The organism is Mycobacterium sp. NGS67, assembly GCF_059812185.1.
Map to the genome: position 1 here is coordinate 157,125 of NZ_JCALCF010000011.1, position 21,737 is coordinate 178,861.

The 21,737-nt window shown below is 67.5% G+C and carries 20 protein-coding genes; 8 read left to right on the plus strand and 12 right to left on the minus strand.

Going from position 1 to position 21,737, the window contains the following annotated elements:
• Positions 1 to 65 precede the first annotated feature (65 nt).
• Positions 66 to 260, plus strand: coding sequence for a 50S ribosomal protein L28 (rpmB, locus tag AC5Y4D_RS13080; RefSeq protein WP_036354526.1), 195 nt, complete (start codon positions 66 to 68; stop codon positions 258 to 260).
• Here rpmB and AC5Y4D_RS13085 read toward each other — a convergent pair.
• Positions 247 to 3,060 (minus strand): MMPL/RND family transporter, encoded by a 2,814-nt coding sequence (locus AC5Y4D_RS13085; RefSeq protein ID WP_500037347.1) that lies wholly within the window; start codon positions 3,058 to 3,060, stop codon positions 247 to 249. The two genes, rpmB and AC5Y4D_RS13085, sit on opposite strands and share 14 nt — an antisense overlap.
• Positions 3,053 to 3,442 carry a hypothetical protein gene (locus tag AC5Y4D_RS13090; protein ID WP_500037348.1) on the minus strand — a complete coding sequence of 130 codons (390 nt, stop codon included), beginning with the start codon at positions 3,440 to 3,442 and terminating at the stop codon, positions 3,053 to 3,055. The genes AC5Y4D_RS13085 and AC5Y4D_RS13090 overlap by 8 nt, the downstream gene beginning before the upstream one ends.
• Positions 3,443 to 3,585: 143 nt before the next feature.
• Between AC5Y4D_RS13090 and AC5Y4D_RS13095 the strand changes: the two genes are divergently transcribed.
• The 6 genes from AC5Y4D_RS13095 to AC5Y4D_RS13120 all read left to right on the plus strand — a co-directional run bounded on the left by AC5Y4D_RS13095 (position 3,586) and on the right by AC5Y4D_RS13120 (position 9,258).
• Positions 3,586 to 4,806 (plus strand): sensor histidine kinase, encoded by a 1,221-nt coding sequence (locus tag AC5Y4D_RS13095; RefSeq protein WP_500037349.1) that lies wholly within the window; start codon positions 3,586 to 3,588, stop codon positions 4,804 to 4,806.
• Complete coding sequence (locus tag AC5Y4D_RS13100; protein ID WP_499942061.1) at positions 4,803 to 5,459, plus strand: response regulator transcription factor; 657 nt, start codon at positions 4,803 to 4,805, stop codon at positions 5,457 to 5,459. The genes AC5Y4D_RS13095 and AC5Y4D_RS13100 overlap by 4 nt, the downstream gene beginning before the upstream one ends.
• Before the next feature lie 100 nt (positions 5,460 to 5,559).
• Positions 5,560 to 6,003, plus strand: a complete 444-nt coding sequence (locus AC5Y4D_RS13105) for a nuclear transport factor 2 family protein (protein ID WP_500037350.1) — start codon at positions 5,560 to 5,562, stop codon at positions 6,001 to 6,003.
• A 4-nt stretch (positions 6,004 to 6,007) separates the two neighbouring features.
• A complete protein-coding gene (locus AC5Y4D_RS13110; RefSeq protein ID WP_500037351.1) occupies positions 6,008 to 7,201 on the plus strand; it encodes a sulfotransferase family protein in 1,194 nt (397 codons plus the stop codon).
• Entirely contained in the window at positions 7,170 to 8,438 is a 1,269-nt protein-coding gene (locus AC5Y4D_RS13115; protein WP_500037352.1) for a DUF1214 domain-containing protein, read from the plus strand. The genes AC5Y4D_RS13110 and AC5Y4D_RS13115 overlap by 32 nt, the downstream gene beginning before the upstream one ends.
• Position 8,439: 1 nt before the next feature.
• Positions 8,440 to 9,258, plus strand: coding sequence for an oxidoreductase (locus tag AC5Y4D_RS13120; RefSeq protein ID WP_500037353.1), 819 nt, complete (start codon positions 8,440 to 8,442; stop codon positions 9,256 to 9,258).
• Between the two features lie 71 nt (positions 9,259 to 9,329).
• Here AC5Y4D_RS13120 and AC5Y4D_RS13125 read toward each other — a convergent pair whose 3' ends face one another.
• The 10 genes from AC5Y4D_RS13125 to AC5Y4D_RS13170 all read right to left on the minus strand — a co-directional run bounded on the left by AC5Y4D_RS13125 (position 9,330) and on the right by AC5Y4D_RS13170 (position 21,212).
• Complete coding sequence (locus AC5Y4D_RS13125) at positions 9,330 to 9,983, minus strand: LppA family lipoprotein (protein WP_500037363.1); 654 nt, start codon at positions 9,981 to 9,983, stop codon at positions 9,330 to 9,332.
• Between the two features lie 5 nt (positions 9,984 to 9,988).
• Positions 9,989 to 11,632, minus strand: coding sequence for an alpha/beta hydrolase (locus AC5Y4D_RS13130; RefSeq protein ID WP_500037354.1), 1,644 nt, complete (start codon positions 11,630 to 11,632; stop codon positions 9,989 to 9,991).
• The gene (locus AC5Y4D_RS13135) at positions 11,629 to 11,919 is read right to left on the minus strand and encodes a hypothetical protein (RefSeq protein WP_500037355.1); all 291 of its coding nucleotides are present in this window, start codon (positions 11,917 to 11,919) and stop codon (positions 11,629 to 11,631) included. Before AC5Y4D_RS13135 ends, AC5Y4D_RS13130 begins: the two co-directional genes overlap by 4 nt.
• Positions 11,920 to 12,184: 265 nt before the next feature.
• Positions 12,185 to 12,787, minus strand: a complete 603-nt coding sequence (locus AC5Y4D_RS13140) for a DUF1707 SHOCT-like domain-containing protein (RefSeq protein ID WP_499946581.1) — start codon at positions 12,785 to 12,787, stop codon at positions 12,185 to 12,187.
• 84 nt (positions 12,788 to 12,871) lie between these two features.
• Positions 12,872 to 13,645 (minus strand): enoyl-CoA hydratase family protein, encoded by a 774-nt coding sequence (locus AC5Y4D_RS13145; RefSeq protein ID WP_500037356.1) that lies wholly within the window; start codon positions 13,643 to 13,645, stop codon positions 12,872 to 12,874.
• On the minus strand, positions 13,645 to 14,811 hold the full coding sequence (locus tag AC5Y4D_RS13150; protein ID WP_500037357.1) for an acyl-CoA dehydrogenase family protein: 1,167 nt from the start codon (positions 14,809 to 14,811) through the stop codon (positions 13,645 to 13,647). Before AC5Y4D_RS13150 ends, AC5Y4D_RS13145 begins: the two co-directional genes overlap by 1 nt.
• Complete coding sequence (locus AC5Y4D_RS13155; protein WP_499946578.1) at positions 14,808 to 16,787, minus strand: acetyl/propionyl/methylcrotonyl-CoA carboxylase subunit alpha; 1,980 nt, start codon at positions 16,785 to 16,787, stop codon at positions 14,808 to 14,810. Before AC5Y4D_RS13155 ends, AC5Y4D_RS13150 begins: the two co-directional genes overlap by 4 nt.
• 5 nt (positions 16,788 to 16,792) lie before the next feature.
• A complete protein-coding gene (locus tag AC5Y4D_RS13160; protein ID WP_499946595.1) occupies positions 16,793 to 18,382 on the minus strand; it encodes an acyl-CoA carboxylase subunit beta in 1,590 nt (529 codons plus the stop codon).
• A gap of 2 nt (positions 18,383 to 18,384) precedes the next feature.
• Positions 18,385 to 19,533 carry an acyl-CoA dehydrogenase family protein gene (locus AC5Y4D_RS13165; protein ID WP_499946577.1) on the minus strand — a complete coding sequence of 383 codons (1,149 nt, stop codon included), beginning with the start codon at positions 19,531 to 19,533 and terminating at the stop codon, positions 18,385 to 18,387.
• Positions 19,530 to 21,212 (minus strand): acyclic terpene utilization AtuA family protein, encoded by a 1,683-nt coding sequence (locus tag AC5Y4D_RS13170; RefSeq protein WP_499946576.1) that lies wholly within the window; start codon positions 21,210 to 21,212, stop codon positions 19,530 to 19,532. Before AC5Y4D_RS13170 ends, AC5Y4D_RS13165 begins: the two co-directional genes overlap by 4 nt.
• A gap of 245 nt (positions 21,213 to 21,457) precedes the next feature.
• On the opposite strand from AC5Y4D_RS13170, the gene rpmF reads away from it, so the two are divergent.
• Positions 21,458 to 21,631 carry a 50S ribosomal protein L32 gene (gene rpmF, locus AC5Y4D_RS13175; protein ID WP_499946575.1) on the plus strand — a complete coding sequence of 58 codons (174 nt, stop codon included), beginning with the start codon at positions 21,458 to 21,460 and terminating at the stop codon, positions 21,629 to 21,631.
• Positions 21,632 to 21,737: the final 106 nt, after the last annotated feature.

Below are 21,737 nucleotides of genomic sequence, written 5' to 3' on the forward strand. Positions count from 1 at the left end.
GGCTCAGGCCGGCTGACCCGACAGCGGGTCGCCGGACCCGGCAACAGACTTGAGGAGTTTGAACCATGGCCGCTGTGTGCGATATCTGCGGGAAAGGCCCCGGCTTCGGTAAGTCGGTGTCGCACTCCCACCGCCGCACCAGTCGCCGGTGGAACCCCAACGTCCAGACCGTGCACGCCGTGACGCGCCCCGGTGGCAACAAGCAGCGCCTCAACGTGTGCACCTCGTGCATCAAGGCCGGCAAGGTCACCCGCGGCTAGGCCCCCGTGCCGGCCACCAGAACCACCGACCCAGCAGCGCCACCAGCGACGGCACCACGAATGCCCGCACCACCAGGGTGTCGATCAACAATCCGACGGCGACGGTGGTGCCGACCTGGGCGATGCTGAGCACGCTGCTGGCCAGCAGCGCCAGCATGGTGATCCCGAAGACGATGCCCGCGGTGGTGACGACGCCGCCGGTACCGCCGAACGCGCGGATGATGCCGGTGCCGAGTCCCGCGCGTGCTTCGGATTTGATGCGCAGCGCCAGTAGCAGGTTGTAGTCGGCTCCCACAGCGATCAACGCGATGAACGCGATCGGCGCGACGGCCCAGTGCAGCGGTTGGTGCAGCAGATGCTGCCAGATCAGGACGCTGGCACCCAGCGCGGATGCGTAGGAGGCGACGACGGTTCCGACGACCACCAATCCGGCCACCGGACTGCGCAGCATCACCGTGACGATCAGGAAGATCAGCGCCAGCGCCGCTCCCACCAGCAGCATGGTGTCGCGGCCGACCGAGCGTTGCAGATCGGCCGTAGCCGGTCCGACACCGGCCAGCTGGACGCCGGTCGGGGTCAGGGTCCCTTCCTTGGTGGCCTCCGTCACGGCGGCGCGCACCTGGTCGGCCCGCGCGGCACCGGCGGCGCCCCACTCGTCGCCGTCGCCGTACACCAGCAGCAGGGTGGCGCGGCCGTCGGCCGAAATCAGGTTGTTCAGCACCTCGCGGTAGCGCGGGTCGGACAGCGCCCGCTGCGGCAGGTAGAAACCCGACGCCGCGCTGCCCTGGAACGAGGTGTCGATCTCGGCGAGGTAATCGGTCAGTTGGCGCAGCTGCGGCCCCAGCGAGTCCCGTAGGCTCAGCAACTCGCCGGTGGCCGAACGTGCCTGCGACAGTGCGTCATTCATCGCGGTCACCGATTGCGGCAGTCCGGCCAGCGCGGTGGCGGCGGTGGTCGAGCCGCGGGTCAGCTTGGCGGCGCCGTCACCGATGCGCGTCGAAGTCTGCAGCAGCGAATCCATCGGTTGCAGCACGCGGTCGACGGTCGCGCACAACGGGTTCGCCGTGCAGTCCGGGGTCCGGGCCACGAAGTCGCGCAGCGGGTCCAAGAAACCGGAGACGGTCGTCACCGAGCGCTGCACCCCGTCCACACCGACCCGCATATCCGTTGCCGCCGAGGACATGTCGGCCAGTCCGGCGCTACCGCCGCGCAGTCCGCTGCCCATCCGCTCGACCGCCGCCTGCGTCTGCGCCAGCGCGGAGTCCAGATCGGAGACGCGGGCCAGCCGCTCGGTCAGCGAGTCGACCGCCCGGCTGAACTGGCGGCCGAGCTCTCCGGCCTGATAGCTCAGCGTCGCCTGATCGGGCACCTTGCCGTCTGGCCGGCTCGCCGACTGCACCGAACGCACCCCCGGAACGGCCATGATCTGACGGCTGATCCGTTCGACCGCGATCAGGCCCGCGGGGTTGCGCAGGTCATGGTCGGCCTGAATCGTGATGACGTCGGGCAGCAGGGCGTTGCGGGCGAAGTGCTTGTCGGCCAACGTGTAACCGATGCTGGATTCGGCGTCGGACGGTGTGGCCGCGGGTTCGTTCCAGCCCACCCGCATGCTCGCCAACGGCAGCGCGGCCAGCATGATCAATGCGCCGGCGGCGGCCAGGACGGGTCCGGGCCAGCGCGCCACGCTGGTTCCGACGCGGCGCCAGCGCCCGGCTGTCGTCGACAACCGCGGTTCCAGCACCCCGCGGCGCACCGCCAGACCCATCAGCGCCGGCGTCAGGGTCAGCGCCGCCACCATGATCACCAGAATTCCTATCGCACAGGGTATTCCCGCGCTGCGGAACATCCCCACCTCGGCGAAGCCCAGGCAGGCCAGCGCCACCGAGATGGTCAGCGCCGATCCGATCACCACCGGCGCCACGGCACGATAGGCGTCGGTGAGGGCCCGGCCCGGGGCTACCCCGGCTCGCCGGCCCTCGTGATAGCGGCCGACGAGGAAGATCGCGTAGTCGGTGCCGGCGCCGAGTGTCATGGCCGCCATCAGCGCCACCGAGAACAGCGAAACCTCAACGGCCCCGGCAGAACCCAACGCCGCGACCACGGCGCGCGCCACGGCCAACCCGAGACCCACCGACACCAGCGGGATTCCCGCCGCGATCGGCGATCTGTACACCACCAACAACAGCACCAAGATGAGAACGACCGTCGCAGCGGTGATTCCGAGCATCTGCCGATCGATGGCGGCGAACTCGTCGACGATGGTCGCACCGGGACCCGTGACATGGACCGCCAGACCCGTCGGCGGAGACAACCCGGCCACGGTGCCGCGCAGCGAATACACCGAGTCCCGCGCCTGCGAGGTACCCAACATCCCGGCCAGCCGGACCATCAAGGTGACGGCGCGCCCGTCGCGGCTTTGCGCGCCGGCCGCCGTCGCCGGCTGTGACCACAGGTCGGTCACCGAATTCACATGCCGTGCATCCGATCTCAACGCGGCAGTCAGCGCACCGTAGAACTGGCGGTCCCGCGGCGTCAGGTCACTGTTGCGTTCCAGCACAACGTAAACGAAGTTGTTGCTGGGTGTCTGCCCGAAGAGCTGCGCCGCACGGGAAGCCGCTGTCGAGCTGGGCGCGTCGGCCGGCATGAACGAGCGGGCGTGCGTATCGACCACCCGCTCCAACTGCGGCACCAGCAAATTGCCGACGCCGGCCGCGACCACCCACAGCCCGACAACCAGGATCGCCGACGAACCGGTGAGCCGGGCCAGCAACCGCGACAGGCGGGTGTCGTCGTCACGCAACGGTCTGCCGATTCACCGTCGACCCGTCGAACAGATCCAGTACGCGCTGTTCGCCGCCCGCCAGAACCCGCATCCGCAGTGATCGTCGGCCCGCGACGTCCAACAGCGCCCGCAACCCGGGTGCGGCGGCGGTCAGCTCGGCTCGGGCCTGCTCGGCGGTAATGCCCTCGTACTCCGCCTGATCCAGCTTCGCCGAAAGCATCGTGAACCAACGCTGCCGCAGCGACAGCAGCAGTCCCTCCTCGTCCCCGAACAGGCGGACCACCTCGGCAGCGCGGTCGGCATCGGCCAAGCGAGCCAACGCTTGCGACGGGTCGACTTCGGCGGCTTGGATCATGTCGGCCATGAAGGCCATGCGGTCGTGCAACTGTGTCCATGTCATGAATCGAACGTACGAATGGCGACCCGGTTTGCGCGTCGTGCCGAAGTTCGGTTTCCTTCTCCTACCGCGGTAGGAGACCGGTACCGGCCTTCTTACGACCTCAGCATGATGTGTCGGCTCCCGCCCTCTTCTACGATGGGACGATGTCGCGCACCGCAACGAGTTTCCTGCGCGAACTGCTGCGCCGACGGCAGCAGAAGATCCCGGTCGGTGTCACCTGGGCGTCGGTGGTCGTCACCGATGTGGCGTTGCTCCTCGGCGGCGTGCTCGCGACGGTCCAGCGCCCGGACGGCGACCTCCCGGTTGCGTTGGCCGCGTTGGCAATCGGATTGTCGCCGCTGTTCGTCTTCGTCTTTTTCGACACCAAGGTCAGCCCGGCGCTGATCGGGTTGTCCGCGTTGACGGCCACCGCGGTGTATCTGTTCGGCACCCAGACACCGGTTGCCTCGGACATCGCCCCGTCGTTCGTGGTGTTGATGGTGTTGGTCGTCACGACCCTGACCAACGCAGTCGGTGGCGGCCTCGCGTCGGGCACGGCGGCTGCGCTGCTGTTGACCGCGGCAGCGCTGGGACGCCTCGATGCCGTTGCCGTGTACCTGGTTTTCGTCGCCGGCGCCTGGGTGCTGGGCTACCTGATGAACATCCAGCGCATGCTGCTGGCCGAGCAGATCCGGGTCCAGCAGGTGATGGCCGAACACGCGGCCGCCGACGAACGTCGGCGTATCGCAAGGGAAGTGCACGATGTGATCGCCCATTCTCTGTCGATCACGCTGCTGCACGTGACCGGCGCGCGGCGGGTGCTGCAGCAGGACCGCGACGTCGACGACGCGGTCGAGGCACTCGAACAGGCCGAACGGCTCGGCCGGCAGGCGATGGCCGACATCCGTCGCACGGTGGGTCTGCTGGACGGCGGCGGTCCGCTGCGCACCGCGCCCGAACCCGGCATCGACGACATCGGCGTACTCGTCGAGGATTTCGCGCGGGCCGGATTGGACGTCACGCTGAGTAGGGACGGGTCGACGCAGCAGGTGTCGGCGGCGGTCGGTCTGGCTCTGTATCGCATCGCCCAGGAGTCCCTCGCCAACGTCGCCAAACACGCACCTGATTCGAAATCCACGGTCGAACTTCAGATCTCGGACCGGTCGGCCCGGCTTGCGGTGCACAATCGGCTGCCGGCCGCGGTGCCGACGGCGTCGCCCGACGGCCGCGGGCTGCGCGGCATGCGTCAACGGGTGGAATTGCTCGGCGGCGCAGTCGAAGCCGGTCCCACCCCGGACGGGTGGTCGGTGTACGCCGAGATCCCGCTGCGGGACGACGACGGCGGGTGGCGTCCGTGGTGGTGTCCGTCGAAGGGGATCGCGTGATCGAGGACGCGCCCGAAATCGCCGTGCTGCTCGTCGACGACCAGGACCTGGTGCGGTCGGGGCTGCGCCGGATCCTGCGACGCAAGGACGGTTTCGTCGTCGTCGGGGAATGCGCCGACGGGGACGAGGTGCCCGCCGCGGTGGTCCGGCACCGCCCCGACGTAATCGTGATGGACCTGCGGATGCGGCGCGTCGACGGCATCGAGGCGACCCGCAGGTTAGGCGGCTCACCGCCGGTGCTTGCGCTGACCACGTTCAACGAAGACGAACTGCTCTCCGGGGCGCTGCGGGCCGGCGCGGCCGGGTTCGTGCTGAAGGACTCTTCGGCCGAAGAGTTGATCCGCGCCGTGCGCGCGGTCGCCAAAGGCGACAGTTACCTGGATCCCGCGGTGACGTCGCGGGTACTGAACACCTACCGCAAGGCCGCCGCCGGACCGGTGAACAGTGACATCGGCGAACTCACCCCGCGCGAGCACGACGTACTGATCCTGATCGGAAAAGGAATGTCCAACAACGAGATCGCGGACGAGCTGTGCATCTCCGGGGTCACGGTCAAGAGCCACATCGGGCGGATCTTCGGCAAGCTCGATTTGCGCGACCGTGCCGCGGCCATCGTCTACGCCTACGACAACGGGCTGGTCGCACCGCGCTGAGGCACCTACATCCGGGGCCGATTGATCGTAAGTCGGGTCAGTTCTGCCAAGATTGTCGGGCGACGCAGCGACGGACATTCCACGGACGAGGTGATGCGACATGACGGACACCGCGACGGCGATCACCAACCTCATCTACACCTACGCCCAACTGCTGGACGCCGGCGACCTGGACGGGGTGGCCGGGCTGTTCGAGCACGGCCGCATCTGCGGAGTCGAGAACGGCCCACCCGAGACCGTCTTCACCGGCACCACCGGGGTGCGTGGCATGTACGAGATGATGACCCGCATCTATGAGGACGGCACCCCGAAAACCAAGCACAACACCACCAACGTCCAACTCGACATCGACGAGGCGCAGGGCACCGCGCGCAGCACCTCCTACTACTGCGTCACGCAAGCCACCCCCGACTTGCCGTTGCAGGTGATCGTGACCGGGCACTACAAGGACACCTTCCAGCGCATCGACGGCGTCTGGTGGTTCGACAGCCGCACCATGTTCATCGACCAGGCCGGCGACCTGAGCCACCACCTGAAATTCTGAGCACGTGAACTCCCCCAATCCCTTTGCGCCGGAAGCGATCCTGGCCGACGCCCAACGCAAGGAGTCGCTGACCGACTGGGGGCCGGGTGACTTCCGGGCGCCGCTGGATGTCCTGCTGACCGACTATGGCCGGGCCGAGCTGAACGTCGTCGGCACCCACATCCTGCGGTCGGGACTGGTGCACAGCCTGCGGATGCGGCTGCGCACCCAGGAGTGGATCCGTCGCCACCCGGAGATCCTGGACGAACGGATCGCGCCGCCGATCGTGGTGGTCGGCATGATGCGCAGCGGCACCACCCTGCTGCAACGACTGCTCGCCGCCGACCCGCGCTTCCTGTGCGCCTACGGCTGGGAGGTCGTCGAGGCCGCACCCAAACTCGACTACCGATTCGGCGGTACCGATCCCCGTGTCGCCATCAGCGCAGCGCGCGAAGCGAAAACCCGTGAACTGGCGCCGGAGTTGTTCACCATCCATCCGATGTATGCGCGGGAGGCCGAAGAGGAGATCGTGTTCCTGGCCGACGCATTCTTGTCGCATGTCCCGGAATCCGGTGCGCACCTTCCGCATTACCGGTCCTGGCTCGACGGGCAGGACTTCACCCCCGCTTACGAATACCTGCATCGCATGTTGCAGTTCTTGCAGTGGCAGAAGCGGCAATGCGGTGTCACAGGCGAGCGCTGGGTGCTGAAATCGCCCGCGCACCTGGGCTATCTGGATCTGTTGCGCGCGCAGTTCGGCGGGGTGCACCTGGTCCACATGCACCGCGAGCCGCGCACCACGATCGCCTCGGGCGCCGGGCTGAACGCGACCCTGCATGCCATGCACGCCGACACCGTCGACCTGCATCGCGTGGGCGCGCAATGGCTGCAACGGATGGGCTGGACCAATGATCGGGCGATGATGGTCCGCGCCGGCTGGGGCGACGCGACGCCGGTCACCGACATCGGGTTCGACGCCGCGGTGGCCGACCCGATCGGGCAGGTGGCCCGGGTGTACGACGCCGTCGGCCTGCCGCTGACCGCCGAGGCCGAGGACGCGATGCGTCGCTGGCTGGTCGAGCGTCCGCGCGAGCCGGACCGTCCGCCGTACCGGCCGGCCGACTACGGGCTGGCCGATGAGCAGATCGACGAACGATTCACGTTGTACAACAACACTTTTCCAGAGTATGTCGGTAAGTCAGGAGCAACTCGTGGTTGATCATCCCGTGTCGACGGCATCCCAGCGTGAGCAGGAACTGGCCGCCCTGGATCTGATCGAACATCCCACCGTCAAGGGGGCGTACACGTCGGTGGCCGAAACCTGGCTCGGCCGGGCCAAGGCATCCGAGGCGATGCGGGAACGTTTCGACGACGCCTTCGCCGAGGTGATGTTCTCGGCCGCGGTGTGGTCCTCCAACCAGGACAAGCTACGGCCCAAAGTCTCCTGCATCACCCGGCTGGGACACCCCGTCGACGGCCGCGACATCCCCGGATCCCGTTGGGGCATCGACAATCCCGACAGCGTGTACCGGGTGATCCCCATTTCCGGCGACGAGCGCTACGAGATCCACGGCCGGGTCGGCGAACACCGCATGACCGAGAACTACTTCACGCTCTGGGACGCCAACATGGGCACCGTCGACGTGCTCAACGGCCGCACCATGCAGGTTGACTCCGACGGCAGCTTCACCATCACCGTCGACGCCGAACCCGCGAACGGCCGTCCCAACCATGTGCGCACTTCCCCTGCGGCGCACGAGTTCTACATCCGCGACGTGTTGCTGAACTGGGACCGTGACGACCCGAACTTCTTCGAGGTGCAGCGCCTGGGCGGCAACCCCGCCACCCCGCCCCGCTCCCTGGACGAGCAGGCGGACGCGACGGCGGCGATGATGGCGTACTTCGCCAACTTCACCGGCAAGCTCAGCCACGGCGTCTACAAGATGCCGGCCAATCAGTTCGACCTGGCCTGGTCGGCCGACAAGGACGGCGCGATGCGCAACCAGTTCTACGTGATGGGACGCTTCGACCTGGCTCCCGACGAGGCGTTCGTGGTCGACCTCAACGACGGTGGCGCCGAATACTTCACGGTGCCGCTGAGCAACATCTGGGGCACCACGCTCGACATCATCGACCGCACCGGCAGTCTCAACAAGGCGCAGTCGCATGCCAACGAGGACGGCACCTATACCTATGTGATCTCCCCGCAGGATCCGGGAGTGGCCAATTGGATCGACACCGACGGGTCGCGCGAAGCGATACTGACCCTGCGGATGGCCGAGTTCGGCGAACGGGGTCCGCGCGAGGGTCTCGGTGCGCACGGCAGGGTGGTGAAGCTGGACCGCCTTGACGCCGAGGTGCCGCATCTGCCGCGGGTGGACGGGGGGCAGCGGGCCGTCGAACTCGCGGAACGCCGCGCCGCCTATCTGCGGCGGCTACCGGAAGGGACGGTCTGAGATGGGCCGTTGGTTGGTGACCGGCTGCTCCACCGGATTCGGGCGCGAAATCGCCCGTGCGGCATTGGAAGCCGGCCACAGCGTGGTGGTGACCGCGCGGCGGGCCGAGGCCGTGCAGGATTTCGTCGACGAGTGCGGTGATCGCGCGCTGGCGGTCGGACTCGACGTAACGGACGCCGCCCAGATCGCCGCGGCGGTGTCGGCGGCCGAGGAGGCGTTCGGCGGCATCGACGTGCTGGTCAACAACGCGGGTCACGGTTACCTGTCGGCGGTCGAAGAGGGCGAAGACGCCGAAGTACGAAAGTTGTTCGACGTCAACTACTTCGGCGCGGTCGACATGATCAAAGCGGTGCTGCCGGAAATGCGTGCCCGCGGCTCCGGGCACATCGTCAACATCTCCTCGATGACCGGTCTGGTCGCCAACCCGCCCAACGCCTACTACTCGTCGACCAAGTTCGCGCTGGAAGCCGTCACCGAGGCGCTGGCCACCGAGGTGAAGCCGTTGGGAATCAAGGTGACCGCCATCGAACCGGGCGCCTTCCGCACCGATTGGGCGTCGCGCTCGATGAAGGAGACCGGTAGCCCGATCGCCGACTACGTCGACGTGGCCGCCCGCAAGGACCTGATCAAGCAGTTCGCCGACCACCTGCCGGGGAATCCGCGCAAGGTCGCCGAGGCGGTACTGACGGTCACCGAACTCGACGACCCGCCGCTGCGGCTGCTGCTGGGCCGCGACGTGCTCAAAGCAATGCGCGACAAGATCGCCGCGATGTCGGCGTCGATCGAGGAATGGAAAGCCGTGACGAAGGACGTCACCTAGGGAGGCCGAGCAGACGCAAAAGCCCCTGATTTCGGCACGAAATCGGGGCTTTTGCGTCTGCTCGCGCCCAGCTAGTACGCGTCCGCGCTTCGCCCGCCCCCAGGCCCGTCGAACAGGTACGGGTAGTGCACGTTCGGGTCATTCGCGGGACGGAAGCTCGGCGGCGGTGGGCCAGTGCGCCAGGCCGCGGGCAGGTGGCAGCCGGTGTCGTAGGAGTAGTCGAGCGGGCTGCCGTCTCGGCCGTTCACCAAGCTGATCGTGACGCCGTCGTCGCGACCCTGCGAATAGTTGGCCGAGCCCATTGGCAGCGGCGGACTTCCGGGTGCGGCGTTGTTGGGTGTGAAGCCTGCTGTCGCGAAACGCGGTCCGAGCTCGGTGACGATCTGCAGCCAGTCGGCGGGTGTGGGCGCGGGCTCGGCGAAGAACATGTCGCTGTTTGTCTGCCGACCGATGCTGCGGGTGAACGGGTGCTGGCAGCCGTTGGTGGAGTGGCTGGCGGGCATGGCCGAAAAGCGGCTCGGCGCTGAGTGTTTCGTGATCGCCGCCCGGATCGCGCCGTCGAGGTCGGCCAGCTGTTGCTCAACCCTCTCCAGGTCGGGACGCCCGTTCACGATCTCTTGCAGCCGGTCCAACTCGGGACGGCCGGGGTTGGCATATGGGTCGAAGGTGTTCGGTTTGACACAGCCGCTGAGCGCAACAGCGACACCGAGCAGCGTCACTGCAATACGGTTCACGGCCGGTCGGGACAATTGTCGGTCATCCAGGGGGTAATGAGGTCGGCGGGCAGTCCTGCCAGGACTACCGAAAGGTTATAGGCACTCATACGTAGGTTGCCGTTGCTGCCCATCCGGGTGTACTCGGAATGCCCGTAGGCCCGCTCGTGCAGTTGACCGTCGCCGTACGGCCCGTCGAACGCGTACCCGGTTTCGGTGGACAGTTCCGCCATGCCCGGCACGTCTTGCGGCGGGGCGCCGAACGCGCCGAACGCTGGAATCAGCTCTGAGACAACGTCGTCGGCGCCGATCATGTAGTACGCGTGCCCGGGCAGCACGCCCAGTTGCGCGGCTTCGGTGAGTTCCGTGCCAGGCGAGCCGTAGAGCACGACGTCGCTCACCGGTGCGCCCTGTTGTACGGCGAGACTGGTGGTCAATGACCCGTAGGAATGCCCGAAGGCGGCGATGTGTTGGTCCGGGAGGTTACTGGCTGCGGCTAATCCCCGGTAGAAGTTGTTCAGGGAACGCGCGCCGTCGCGGGCCAGCCAATCGTGGCTGACATCCTTGAGGCTGTCCGGCGCGTCGTAGCCGAGCCATGCGATGGAGGCGACGGCGTCGGGATGCTCGACGCCGGCGTTGCGGCGCAATAGTGCCGCCTCGTTGCGCTGAAAACCCGCCTCCCGCACCATGTTCGCTACGCTGGCGCTCACTCGGCTGTTCAAACCGCTCACCGACACGGCGACGCGTTCTGCGTTGTCGACGTCGCCAACGCCTACCGCTGCCAGCACCTTTCCGGGTTTGCTTGTGGTGTCCAGCAGGATCAGGCCGGCACCGGGATTGTCGGCCAAAACCTGTTGCAGCGCCTGCAAGTCGGCCAACTTACCCGGGTTGGTGTGCCAGCCATAGGAATCGAGCCAGCCCTGCTGTAGCCGATCGATTTCGCGGTGCAGCGTAGGAACATTGAGTTGGTTGCGGACGACGACTGGGATGCCGTCCAGGTTGCGGACGGCATCGGGGAATTGTTGCTTGACCTGATCCTGTTCGTTGGGGGTCAGCGACCGCCACCACAAGTTCACTTGTTGCGCAGTGCTGTTCGCCGACGGCAATGCCGGCAGGTGAGGTGGTCGATGGGCGAGCTGGAGCTCGACTTGCGCAGCGGAGAGGTCGCCGTCGGCACCGCGAATCGCCGCCGCCAGATCCTCGTCGGCGATCTCGGCCGATAACAACAATTGCCGCATGCTTTCGGTCAGTCGCATTGCGGCTTCGAAGATGTTCTGTTGATCGGCGACCGACCGGGAGACCAGGTCGGACGGCAGCGCGACCGCGCCGGTGCGGTCGTCGATGATCAGCTGGTTCTCTCGTGCCAGTCCGCGTAGCGCCTGAAGGCGCGATTTGATGGTGGCGACCTCGTCGGCCGATTGTTCGGCCGCGTGCGCGACGGCGTCGCAGGCGTCGGCGTGTTCGTCCAACACCGTCGTGGTGTGGTGGGCCGCCGCCTGCGCGGCGTCGGCGGCGTCACCACCGAAACTCAGCAGACGCATCGTCTCGCTGAGCGCCGCCGACGCGGTGCGGGTGCCGTGGGCGCGCCTGATCGCGGCGTCGAATACCGTGCGGATCGCTGCGGGATCCCAGCGCTCGATGTCCGCCGGACTCAGCGTCATCCAAGATCGCCGGCGCCGTACCGGTCCATCATCAAGAAGGCGACGGCGGCCACCTTCAAGCCGTCGGCATGGTCGCCGAAGCGGGCCAGGTGGCTCGCGCTGCTAGCCGTCCAGCAGTCCAGCAACTGCAACAACGTTCCCGCGGAGGAACCGACCCAGCCCGGTTGGGCGCCGTCGGCGTCGCGATGACTGGACTGCTGCAAGTTCAGCAGTGAGCGGCCGTGGTCGGCCAACTGATCGCCAATCCGGGACAGCACTTCGGGACTGACCCGTACCTCTTCTGCCATGACTACCCCTCGCCGAGAACAACTTTCGGCAAAGTGTGATCGCAGACAGCGGGGCGGGCGACTCACCATGGTCAGCGCCTGTGCATGACTTGCGGCGCTTGGCGTCAAAGCGTATTACGCATCGGATGGTGAAGGCATATCGAGCACGGGTTCGGTTTCATTCGCGCCCGTGCGTGGCGTGGTGACCGAACACCCGAGCGGGTTGCTGCGCACCGGGTCGGCCTACGTTCCGCACGGTGCGTGAACGGTCCCCGGGCCGGCGTCGTTACTTACGGAACTTGCGCGCCTTGCGCCTGATGCCGACGCCGCCCCACAGCGAGAATCCGTGGATCCGCACGTTCGGGGCGCCCGGACTGCCCCCGTCGACTACGGCGTGGTCGAAGTTGCCCATGATCCCGCGACCCTCGATCTCGACGTTGACCTCCGGCGGCAGCAGGATGGTCTGGGCGCCCATGATCGAGTACGCCTTGATGTCGACTTCGGTCGAGGTGAAGTCGGCGTAGCGCAGATCCACCACGCCGCTACCCCAGAACGTGAACGTCGTCAGCTTCCTCGGCACGTTCCAGCGACCGCGGCGTTCGAAACCGCTCATGATGGCCAGCAGCAACGTGGACGGCGCCGGATTGCACTTACCGCCGCGACGCGCGCTCACCGCTGTGCCGGGCAGATCGGCGCGCAGCTGGTCGAGCTCCCGATAGGTCGTCGCCGCGTACGCCTTCGTTAGCCGCTCTTCGTATTCGTTGGGTTGCAGGCGACCCTGCTCGGCCGCGTAGGCCAGCAACTGCGCAATCTGAATGCGATCGGTGTCGGCGGCGCGCGCCAAATCCTCGCGCGTGGCGTTCACATCACGCCGGGCTGGGTTGGTCATCTCACCCGCGAGCTTACGACGTAACAGATTTGCTGCAAGAGGTGTTGGCTAAACTGCAATCTTCGTCCGGCCCAGGCGTCCCGCTCAGGGCGAAGAAGCCCAGCTCGGAGGCCTTTTTTCCAGGAACGCGAGCATGCCTTCGCCCGCTTCGCCAGAAACGAACAAGCGGGCGGACTCCTCGGCGAGTCGCTGCGCGTCGCGGTCGAATCCCTCAAGCACGGCGGCGGTCGTCAGCGCCTTGGACGCCGCCAGACCCTGCGGCGATCCGCGGCCGACGTCGGCGACCACCCCGGCCACCGCGGCTTCGACGTCCTCGGCGGCCAGGGTGATCAACCCGATCTCGGCGGCTTCGCTGGCGCCGAACGTTTCACCGGTGAGGTAGTAGCGCGCCGCGGCCCGCGCGGAGAGCTTCGGCAGCAGTGTCAGGGAGATGATCGCCGGCGCGACCCCGATCCTGGCTTCGGTCAGGGCAAAGGTGCTGCGCGGTCCGGCTACCACGATGTCGCACGCTCCCACCAGACCGAATCCGCCCGCCCGCACGTGGCCGTCGATAGCCCCGATCACCGGTCGCGGCGACGCGACGATCGCGCGCAGCAACGCCGTCATCTCCTGTGCCCGCGCTACCGCCAGGTCGTACGGGCTGCCTTCGCCGGCCTCACTCAGGTCGGCGCCGGCGCAGAACGTGCCGCCGGTGTGGCCGAGCACCACCACCCGCACCGCCGGGTCGTCGGCGGCGGCCCGCAGCCCGTCGTGCAGTTGGGTGACCAGAGTGGTCGACAGCGCGTTGCGGTTGTGCGGCGAGTTCAGCGTCAGCCTGGCTACCGCGCCGTCGCGCGCGTACTCGACGAGGGTGTCCATCAGTACGAGCGGGGCAGGCCGAGCGAGGTCTGCGCGACGAAGTTCAGCACCATCTCGCGGCTGATCGGCGCGATCCGCGCGAGCCGGGACGCGGTCAGCATCGCGGCCACGCCGTACTCCTTGGTCAGCCCGTTGCCGCCCATCGACTGCACGGCCTGGTCGACCGCGCGGGTGGACGCCTCGCCGGCGGCGTACTTGGCCATGTTCGCGGCCTGGGCCGCGGCGCCGTCGTCGCCGCTGTCGTACAGGGTCGCGGCCTTCTGCATCATCAGCTTGGCCAGTTCGACCTCGATGTGGCATTGCGCCAGCGGGTGCGCCAGGCCCTGGTGCGCGCCGATCGGGGTGGACCAGACCTGGCGCGTCTTGACGTAGTCGACCGCCTTGTTCAGCGCGAACCGGCCCATGCCGACCGCGCTGGCCGCGCCCATGATGCGCTCGGGGTTCAGGCCGGCGAACAGCTGCGCGATGGCGGCGTCCTGGGCGCCGACGAGTGCGTCGCTGGGCAGCCGGACGTCGTCGAGGAACACCTGGAACTGCCGCTCGGGGCTGATCAGCTCCATCTCGATCGGCGTGTAGGTGAAGCCGGGGGCGTCGGTGGGCACGACGAACAGCGCCGGCCGCAGCTTGCCGGTTTTCGCCTCTTCGGTGCGGCCCACCACCAGCACCGCCTGCGCCTGGTCGATCCCGGAGATATAGACCTTCTGGCCCTTGAGGATCCAGTCGCTGCCGTCGCGGCGGGCGGTCGTGGTGATCTTGTGGGAGTTGGATCCGGCGTCGGGCTCGGTGATGGCGAACGCCATCGTCAGCGAGCCGTCAGCGATGGACGGGATCCAGCGCTTCTTCTGCTCTTCGGTACCGAACTTGCTGATGATGGTGCCGTTGATGGCAGGTGAGACCACCATCAGTAGCAGCGCGCTGCCCGCGGCCGCCATCTCCTCCATCACGAGCGCCAGTTCGTACATGCCGGCGCCGCCGCCGCCGTACTCCTCGGGCAGGTTCACTCCGAGGAAGCCGAGTTTGCCTGCCTCGTGCCACAATTCGTCGGTGTGCTCCTGGGCGCGCGCCTTCTTCAGGTAGTACTCGGCGCCGTAGCCCGCCGCCCACTCCGACACGGCTTTGCGCAGCGCCTGGCGGTCTTCGTTCTCGATGAAACTGGTATCAATCATTGTGGATCTCCTTCTGATTCGGGCGCTTCCACGCGTGCCAGCACGGCGCCCACTTCGACTTGTTGACCGGTGGAGACATTGAGTTCGGCAAGCACGCCGTCGTTCGGCGCGGTGATCGTGTGTTCCATCTTCATCGCCTCCAGCCAGATGAGCGGCTGTCCGGCGGTGACGGTGTCGCCGACGTCAGCACCGACGCGGATCACGTTGCCGGGCATGGGTGCGACCAAGGAGCCTTGCGCGACGGCCGAGTCGGGCTCGGGGTACCGAGGCAACGCGACCAGGTGCACCGGACCGCGTGCGGAGTCGACGTAGACGTCGTTGTGGTAGCGCGCCACGGCGAAGCGGCGGCCAACCCCGTTTTCGGCCAGCACCACTTCGTCGGGTGTCGCCGAGACCAGCTGCACGGTCGGATCGTCGGGCAGCGCCAACGCCGTTCGGGTGTAACGGTATTGGACTCGCTGCTCGCTGTCGTCGTCGTCCCGGTAGGTCTTGACCTGGAAGCCCGACGCGAGATTGCGCCAGCCGCTGGGCAGCGATCCGAACACCTTGGCGGTGGCGCGGTTGTGGGCGGCGTCGGCCAGCGCGGCGGCGATCGCCGACAACCGAACCGTCGCCGCGTCGGCCAGTGGCGCCGACAGCTCGGCCAACCCGTGGGTGTCGAAAAACGCTGTGTCGGTGGCACCGTCGAGGAATGCCGGGTGGCGCAGCACGTTCACCAGCAGCTCACGGTTGGTGCGCAGACCGTGCACCTGGGCGCGGGCCAGCGCGTCGGCGAGCACCAGCGCCGACTGGCGCCGAGTCGGCGCATACGAGATGACCTTGGCCAACATCGGGTCGTAGAAAATCGACACGGCCGAACCGTCGACGATGCCGGAGTCGAGCCGGATCCCGGTCCGGTGGCCCAGGGTTTCGAACTGGGTGCGTACCGAGGGCACGTGGATCCTGTGCACGGTGCCGGCCTGCGGCTGCCAGCCGCGCGCCGGATCCTCGGCATAGAGCCGGACTTCGATCGAATGCCCGTGCGCAACAGACGGTTCGGCGTCCAAGCGACCGCCGTCGGCCACGTCAATCTGCAGCTCGACCAGGTCGAGCCCGGTGGTCTCCTCGGTGACCGGGTGCTCGACCTGAAGGCGGGTGTTCATCTCCAGGAAGAAGAACTCGCCCTCGTCGTCGGCGAGGAACTCCACGGTGCCGGCCCCGGTGTAGTTGATCGCGGACGCGGCCAACCGGGCCGCTTCGAACAGCTTGGCCCGCATGCCCGGTGTCCGCTCCACCAGCGGCGAGGGTGCCTCTTCAATGACTTTCTGGTGGCGACGCTGAATGGAGCATTCGCGCTCACCGACAGCCCACACGGTGCCGTGCGCGTCGGCCATCACCTGCACCTCGATGTGATGCCCGGTGGGCAGGTAGCGCTCGCAGAACACCGTCGGATCACCGAACGCGGATTGGGCTTCGCGTTGCGCGGCCTCCACTTCACCTGCCAAGGCGGACAATTCGTGCACCACCCGCATGCCGCGGCCGCCGCCGCCCGCGGACGCTTTGACGAGCACCGGCAACTGGTCCTGGGTGACGGTGTCGGGGTCGAGTTCGTCGAGCACCGGAACCCCGGCGGCGGACATCAGCTTCTTGGATTCGATCTTGGAACCCATCGCCCGCACGGCGTCCACCGGCGGTCCGATCCAGGTCAGGCCTGCCTGTTGGACGGCGGCGGCGAATTCGGCGTTCTCCGAGAGGAATCCGTAGCCGGGGTGGATGGCGTCGGCGCCGGCGGCGTGTGCGGCCGCGATCAGAGCTTCGGCGTTGAGGTAGTCGTTGGTCTGCGGCAGCCGGACCCGGGCGTCGGCCTCGGCGACATGCGGCGCGGCGACGTCCGGGTCGGTGTAGACGGCAACGGTCCCCAGGCCCAGCCTCCGGCAGGTGGCGAAGACCCGACGGGCGATCTCGCCGCGGTTGGCGACCAGCACTCGAGTGATCATGGGACTCACATCCGGAAGACGCCGAAGTTCGACGTCCCCTTGATCGGGCCATTGGCGATGGCGGACAAGCAGATTCCCAACACGGTGCGGGTGTCGCGCGGGTCGATCACCCCGTCGTCGTAGAGCATCCCGGACAGGACCAGCGGCAGCGACTCCGCCTCGATCTGGCCCTCGACCGCGGCCCGCATCGCCGCGTCGGCGTCCTCGTCGACCTGCTGACCGCGGGCTTCGGCCGCCGCGCGGGCCACGATGGACAACACCCCGGAAAGTTGGGCGCCGCCCATCACCGCGGATTTCGCGCTCGGCCAGGCGAACAGGAACCGCGGGTCGTACGCGCGCCCACACATGCCGTAGTGGCCGGCGCCGTATGACGCGCCGAGCAGCAGCGAGATGTGCGGGACCTTCGAATTGGACACGGCGTTGATCATCATCGAGCCGTGCTTGATCATCCCGCCTTCTTCGTAGTCCTTGCCCACCATGTAGCCGGTGGTGTTGTGCAAGAACAACAGTGGCGTGTCAGACCGGTTGGCCAACTGGATGAACTGGGTGGCTTTCTGGGATTCCTCGCTGAACAGCACGCCGCGGGCGTTGGCCAGGATTCCGACCGGGTAACCATGCAGCTGGGCCCAACCGGTGACCAACGAAGAGCCGTACAGCGGCTTGAATTCGTCGAATTCGGAGCCGTCGACGATGCGGGCGATCACCTCGCGCGGGTCGAACGGGATGCGTAGGTCTGCGGGCACGATGCCGATGAGTTCTTCGGTGTCGAACAGCGGCTCGGTGACTTCCCGCGGCTCCGGTCCCTGCTTCTTCCAGTTCAACCGCGCCACGATACGACGCCCGATGCGGATGGCGTCGGGCTCATCGATCGCGAAGTAGTCGGCCAGACCCGAGATGCGGGCGTGCATTTCGGCACCGCCGAGAGATTCGTCGTCGGACTCCTCGCCGGTGGCCATCTTCACCAGTGGGGGACCGGCCAGGAACACCTTGGAGCGTTCCTTGATCATCACCACGTGATCGGACATGCCCGGCACGTATGCACCGCCCGCGGTGGAGTTGCCGAATACCAGTGCGATGGTGGGGATTCCGGCCGCCGACAGCCGGGTCAGGTCGCGGAACATCCGTCCACCCGGGATGAAGATCTCTTTCTGGGTGGGCAGATCCGCACCACCGGACTCCACCAGTGAGATCACCGGCAGCCGGTTCTCGAAGGCGATCTGGTTCGCCCGCAAGATCTTCTTCAGCGTCCAGGGATTGCTGGTACCGCCTTTGACCGTGGGGTCGTTGGCGACGATCATGCACTCCACGCCTTCGACGACACCGATTCCGGTGACCGTGCTGGCACCCACCTTGAACGCGCTGCCCCAGGCCGCCAGCGGGCTCAACTCCAGGAACGCCGAGTCCGGGTCGACGAGCAGCTCGACGCGCTCGCGCGCCGTCAGCTTGCCCCGGGCATGGTGGCGCTCAACGTATTTCGGTCCGCCGCCCTCGACGGCGTTGGCGAATTCGGCTGCGATCTCGTCGAGTTTGGTCGTGGTGGCCGCGGCGGCGTCGTTGAAGGCATCGGCGGACGGATCGAGGGTGGACCTCAGCACGGTCATGATTGGTATCCCAGGAGTTTGGCGGCCAGGGCGGTGAGGATTTCGGTGGTTCCGCCGCCGATGCCGATGATTCTCATGTCCCGGTACTGGCGTTCGATCTCTGACTCCGCCATGTACCCCATGCCGCCGAACAACTGGACGCCTTGATTGGCCACCCACTCGCCGGCCTCGACGGCAGTGTTCTTGGCGAAGCACACCTCGGCGATCAGGTTGTCCTCTCCGGCCAACTGACGTTCCACGACATGCCGGGCGTAGACACGGGCGACGTCGATGCGCCGCGCCATCTCGGCGAGCGTGTTCTGCACCGCCTGCCGCGAAATCAACGGCCGGCCAAAAGTTTCCCGGTCGCGACACCATTGCGCGGTGATGTCCAGGCAGCGCTGCGCACTCGAATATGCTTGCGCGGCAAGGCCGATGCGTTCGGAGACGAATGCCTGTGCGATCTGCAGGAAGCCGCTGTTCTCCGCCCCGACGAGGTTCGCGACGGGCACCCGGACGTCGGTGTACGAGAGCTCGGCGGTATCGGAGGACCGCCAGCCCATCTTGTCCAGCTTTCGGCTCACCTCGAAGCCGGGCGTGTCCTTGTCGACGACGACCAGCGAAACTCCGCCCGCGCCGGGCCCGCCGGTGCGTACCGCGGTCACGACGAAGTCGGCGCGCACCCCCGAAGTGATGTAGGTCTTGGCCCCGTTGATCACGTAGTGATCGCCGTCCCGCACGGCCGATGTCCGCAGATGCCCGACGTCGGATCCGCCGCCGGGTTCGGTGATGGCCAATGAGCCGATCTTCTCGCCGGCCAACGTCGGACGCACGTAGGTGTCGATCAGTCGCTCATCGCCGGATGCGATCATGTGCGGCACCGCGATCCCGCAGGTGAACAGCGAGGCGAACACCCCGCCCGGCGCGCCGGACTGGTGCATTTCCTCGCAGATGATCACCGCGTCGACGCCGTCCCCGCCGCCACCACCGACCGCCTCGGGGAAGTTCGCCCCCAGCAGGCCCGCCTCACCCGCACGCCGGTGCAGGTCGCGGGGAAGATCACCGGTGCGTTCCCATTCGTCGATGTTGGGCAGGATTTCCCGTTCGGCGAACGACCGCACGGTCTTTCGCAACTGTTCGCGTTCGGGGGTGGTCCAGATGCTCACAACAACCTCTCCGGAATGTCGACGTGGCGGCTGCGCAACCATTCACCCAGCCCCTTGGCCTGCGGGTCGAAGCGCGCCTGGTAGGCGACGCCTTGGCCGAGGATTCCCTCGATCACGAAATTCACCGCCCGCAGATTGGGCAATACGTGCCGGGTCACTTCCAGGCCGCCCGCTTCGGGAAGAAGTTCCTTGAGCAGTTCGACGGTCAAGGTGTTGGCCAGCCACCGCCACTGCTCGTCGGTGCGGACCCACACCCCCACATTGGCCGAGCCGCCCTTGTCACCACTGCGCGCGCCCGCGATCAGTCCCAGCGGCACCCGCCGGGTCGGTCCGGCCGGCAACGGCTCCGGCAGGGCCGGCGCAGCCGCCGGTTCCAGCACCAAAGTGTCTGCGGCAGGCTCGATCTCGATACGCGTACCGTCAGCGTGCACCGCGACGTGCGGCACCAGGCCGGCGTCGACATAGCCGGGAGTGAACACCCCGTACACCTGACCGTCGCCGGGCGGGGCGGTGGCGGTGAATCCCGGATAGCTGGCCAGCGCCAATTCGACTGCGGCACCGGAGAATTTGCGTCCCACGTTGGCGGGGTCGGGGTCACGCACGACGCAGCTGAGCAGCGCGCTGGCGGTCTGTTCGGTGTCCGCGTCGGGGCGGTCGGTGCGCGACAGTGTCCACTCCAACTCGGCGGGCTGCACCGTCATCGTGGCCTCGAGCTGGCGTCGCACCAACTCCGCTTTCGCCTCGATGTCCAGTCCGGTCAGCACGAACGTCATGGAGTTGCGGAATCCGCCGATGCTGTTCAGCGACACCTTCAGTGTCGGCGGGGGCGGTTCGCCGACGACGCCGCTGATGCGGACCCGGTCAGGTCCGTCCTGGGCGAGCTGGACGCTGTCCATCCGGGCCGTCACGTCCGGGTTGGCGTAGCGGGCGCCGGTGATCTCGTAGAGCAGTTGGGCGGTGACAGAGTCGACGCTGACCAGGCCGCCGGTGCCGGCATGCTTGGTGATCACCGCCGATCCGTCGGCGTCGACCTCGGCCAGCGGGAAGCCGGGGTAGGTCAGGTCCGGTATCTCGGTGAAGAAGGAGAAGTTGCCGCCAGTGGCCTGGGTGCCGCACTCGATGACGTGGCCGGCGACGACGGCGCCGGCGAGCCGGTCGTAGTCGGTGCGGCCCCAACCGAAGTGCGCGGCGGCCGACCCGACGATCACCGAAGCGTCGGTGACCCGGCCGGTGACCACGACGTCGGCGCCGGCGGCCAGGCAGTCCGCGATGCCCCATCCGCCCAGGTAGGCGTTGGCCGTCAGGGGTGAACCCAGTCCCAGTTCGGCGGCGCGGGGTTGCAGGTCGTCGCCCTCGACGTGGGCCACCCGGACCGGGACACCCAGCCGCTCGGCCAGGGCGCGCACCGCGTCGGCCAGTCCGGCGGGGTTGAGGCCGCCGGCGTTGGCGACGATGCGCACCCCACGCTCGTGGGCCAGGCCCAGACACTCCTCGAGCTGGGTCAGGAAGGTCTTCGCGTAGCCGCGGTCGGGATTTTTCATCCGGTCGCGGCCCAGAATCAGCATGGTCAGCTCGGCCAGATAGTCGCCGGTGAGATAGTCCACCTCACCGCCGGTGAGCATTTCGCGCATGGCTGAAAGCCGGTCACCGTAGAAACCGGAGCAGTTCGCGATACGCACGGCACCAGAACGGGCCAATGCGCGTCCTCCCTCCGTCGGGATCGATCAACCAACCAACCGGTAGGTTAGCGGGTACCGCCGGTGTCGCGTCAACCGGCTCGGACCCCCGCAAAGCCTCCGACCCGGCCCGATTTTGGCGACCAGCAGGTCCACCGACTATCCTGATCGGCAACTGTCGCCACGCGGGCGAAGGATGCCGCGCGACACACCCGACCGAAACCCCGAACGAGGAGTCAGGCCCGACCATGGCCACACCCAAGCGCAGGATGTCGCGCTCGAATACCCGCAGCCGGCGCTCGCAGTGGAAGGCCACCGCCACCGAGCTGGTGGGCGTCAACGTTGCCGGTCAAAAACACAAGGTGCCGCGGCGGCTGCTCAAGGCCGCTCGCCTGGGCCTGATCGACCTCGACAAGCGCTGACAAAGCGGCTGACAAACGCTGGATTGACCGACTCCTCAGCGGACCACCGGGTGGCCCGCTTTGTCGTCCGGTCGGCGCGCCTCTCAGCCCGCTCTCAGGCCTTCGT